Here is a 3,089-nt window from a genome sequence, read left to right as displayed (position 1 = left end):
ATTACCTGCTACAAACTTTACAGAGTCGGCGTTATAAATACTGGATAAACTGAGTTTCGCTGATTGACTGTCTTTATTCCCTGTCAAATGGCAGGAGGCTAACAGTGCACAAAAAGCAAACAAAGGTACTAAGCGCATAAGGATAGGATTTGGGCCATAAAGATAGGGAAGAAAAACCGCGTTTGATCATCCTGACGCAGGAAAACCGGCAATGCAAAGGCATCGCCGGTTTGAAGTTATTGGCTGTAATTTTCACCGTAAAGGGTTTTCCCGTTTCGCATTTACTGAGGATGGAACAGCATGGCAGTACACAAACAATTCTTATAATTTTTTCCTGCCAGGATAGGATAGTTCACACAACTTTTACACCCCTCCCAAAAGAGCGGGTCATTTGTAATCTGATCGTATGTTACCGGTTCGAAACCTAGTCTGGTATTTAACTTCATGACAGCTAAACCGGTGGTGATACTAAATATTTTTGCAGTCGGATACTGCACTTTGCTTAACTCGAATATTTTACTTTTAATGGCGGCAGCTACCTTCAATCCACGAAAGGCCGGCGCCACAATCAATCCGCTGTTGGATACGAAGCGGCCTTGTTCCCATGATTGTATGTAGGAGAATCCCGCCCAGATACCATCGGCCGTAAAGGCGATCACTGCTTTTCCTTCCAGGATCTTTTTCCTGATAGCGGCCGGATCTCTTTTGGCGATACCTGTACCCCTTGCTTTGGCAGATGCTTCCATCTCCGCTACTATGGGTATTGCAAAATCAACGTCCATGGCCGTAGCCAGTCGGACGACAATTTCTTCATCTGTTTCCATTACCTGTAAGTTGATGTTGTATATAAAGAGGATATAATGAATCTGGAATAAGGGAATACATCCGGATTCTACTCACGGCATCTGCCAGCGGAATGCTGCAGAGTACCGGTAAAAAAACACGGGTGATGGCTTCTCTTACCACCGTATTACCACGTTCATATAATTTACCAGCCAGTTGCAAACATTTATCTGCTACCTGGAAATTTTGTTCCCGAAGCTGCCGGTCGGTATATTCACTCAGGCAACTAACGGTATCGTATATATGAAAAACAGCGGGAAACTGGTGTAATGCTTTTTTTAATGCCGGTATGGTATCTTCAATACAGGCCGGTACTTCATATTGATTAATCATGGATCATCGTTTTATACTTTGTGCAATATTTCTGCAAGAATAGAAACCGTAATTACGCCGATAGCTATATAATACATCGCTTTATGATTAGGTATCGGCGGCTTTGGATAGGCTCGCATTGTTGTTACATTTCTTAGTATATGCCAAATGCTATTCCATATTCCGCGCAAGGAATGTTAAAACTTAGTATGGGCAAGGGTTTGCAAAGAAAATGTTAAAGGCGGGTACCGGAAAAAACGGGAAAAAGCCTACCGTTTCTGAAGGGTGTTTTCAGAAACGGAAAATATAAGTAAGTGGCGGTCAACATATATACGACAACATAAACAGACCGCGGCTATCATTGCCGGCTGCTCTATGATGGCCCGACTATCACTGTGCTGCAAAAAAAAGGTTACCTCAGCTGTTGAGATAACCTCTTTCTTATACAGTGAATATGCTGTTTATGCGGCGGCGCTTTCCCGGGAAATGGCCGGAGACTTTGTTGTCTTTTTCTTTTTCCTGGTTCTATTGAGCCACATGATGGTACCAGTTGTTGGGAAAATAACGCCCAGCAAGGCCACCATCAGCGCAAATATTTTAGACGGGGTACCAAAAATAGCCCCGGTATGGAGTGGTTTAATGGAGGCCCGGATCTTTTGTCCAAGGTTTCTTTGTGCAAAAGTTTGTGATTGCAACACCTTTCCGCTGAACTGATCCAGGTAGTAAGTAGTGGTAGCTGCTTCCTGCATGGCATCTGCCGGGAGCAGGCTCACCATAAAAGCCGCGGTACTGTCTTTCGGCGCCGACAGCGCATAAAAGATAGCATCCGGCACATTTTGTTTCACGGTAGCCAATGCCGATTCATAAGAAATATGCTTGCTTTCTGTTACCACAGCTGCCGCCGATACCGGCGCGGCCGTTGGTTTGGGAGAAGTACCCAACACGGCGTATAGCCCATTGCTGAACCACTCATACGACCAGGTTAAACCGGTAAAAGCAGATACAAAAAGGAATATAGCAGCATAAAAGCCCAGCACTACGTGCAAGTCGTGGTTCAGGCGTTTCCAGCCTCCATCCCATTTCACTTTAATGCGTTGCTTAAAAATGTTGCGTGTTTTAGGCCACCACAGTATGATGCCGGTGATCAGGATAAATACAAATATCAGGGTGCTGGCGCCGGTAATGACTTTACCTGTAGGACCAGCCAGCAGCCAGCGATGCAGGGAAAATATCTGATAATAAAAAGTTTTTTGATAGCTGTATAATTCTATCACCTGGCCGGTGTAGGGGTTCACAAAGGCGGTACGGCCTTTCTCTTTTTTAGCGGCCTCTTTTTCGCCACCAGCAGCCTTCTTCTTTTCGCCGCGGACAGCTCCTTTTTCCTCTTCTTTCGCAGTTGTCTTCACCTCTTCATTCCCTTCCTCACCTGCTTTTCCACCCGCTGTTATATTAGCGTTTTCATTAGCGCCTGCTCTTCCTTCCCGTTTGCCTTCTCGTTTCCCTTCTTTTTTTCCACCTTTCTTTCCTTCATCCAGCTGTACCTGCAGGCTACGGGTAGGATCTGCAAATACCTGTATGCGGGAAATCCCTGCACCAGGCACCTGCTGCTTTACCATTTCGGCGACTTTATCCAATGATAAGCGCTCACCAGCGGCCTGCACATAGTAGCGGTCGCGGTTAAACGCTTCCGTTAACTCTTTTTCAAATACCAGTAATGCGCCGGTTAAACAGCTGATGGTGATGACCAGGCCGGCAGTAAGGCCCAGGTATAAGTGAATGCGTCTAAAAAAAACTTTCATATTCAAATCGGTCGTGGCACAAAGTAACTACACGCGCGGGGTATTGCAGGAGCGAAAGCGGAAAATGATTTATGGATTGCGGAATTTTTGGGGTCTAAGCGAGTTTTTGTCTTACTCAGGATTATACTGATTTAG

Annotated in this window: 3 protein-coding genes; all 3 read right to left on the bottom strand. The window is 45.3% G+C overall.

The features are described 5' to 3' along the window. Nucleotides 1–281: 281 nt before the first annotated feature. The 3 genes from VIP81_RS08455 to VIP81_RS08445 all read right to left on the bottom strand — a co-directional run bounded on the left by VIP81_RS08455 (nucleotide 282) and on the right by VIP81_RS08445 (nucleotide 2,954). Nucleotides 282–824, bottom strand: coding sequence for an N-acetyltransferase (locus VIP81_RS08455; protein ID WP_331958396.1), 543 nt, complete (start codon nucleotides 822–824; stop codon nucleotides 282–284). Continuing rightward, nucleotides 811–1,176 carry a DUF7674 family protein gene (locus tag VIP81_RS08450; protein ID WP_331958393.1) on the bottom strand — a complete coding sequence of 122 codons (366 nt, stop codon included), beginning with the start codon at nucleotides 1,174–1,176 and terminating at the stop codon, nucleotides 811–813. Before VIP81_RS08450 ends, VIP81_RS08455 begins: the two co-directional genes overlap by 14 nt. A gap of 440 nt (nucleotides 1,177–1,616) precedes the next feature. Next, the gene (locus VIP81_RS08445) at nucleotides 1,617–2,954 is read right to left on the bottom strand and encodes a PepSY-associated TM helix domain-containing protein (protein WP_331958390.1); all 1,338 of its coding nucleotides are present in this window, start codon (nucleotides 2,952–2,954) and stop codon (nucleotides 1,617–1,619) included. Nucleotides 2,955–3,089 lie beyond the last annotated feature (135 nt).

Origin of the sequence: Chitinophaga sp., assembly GCF_036566945.1 — a bacterium.
In the GTDB taxonomy this organism is placed as follows: domain Bacteria; phylum Bacteroidota; class Bacteroidia; order Chitinophagales; family Chitinophagaceae; genus Chitinophaga.
This window is presented reverse-complemented; position numbering and strand designations above follow the sequence as displayed.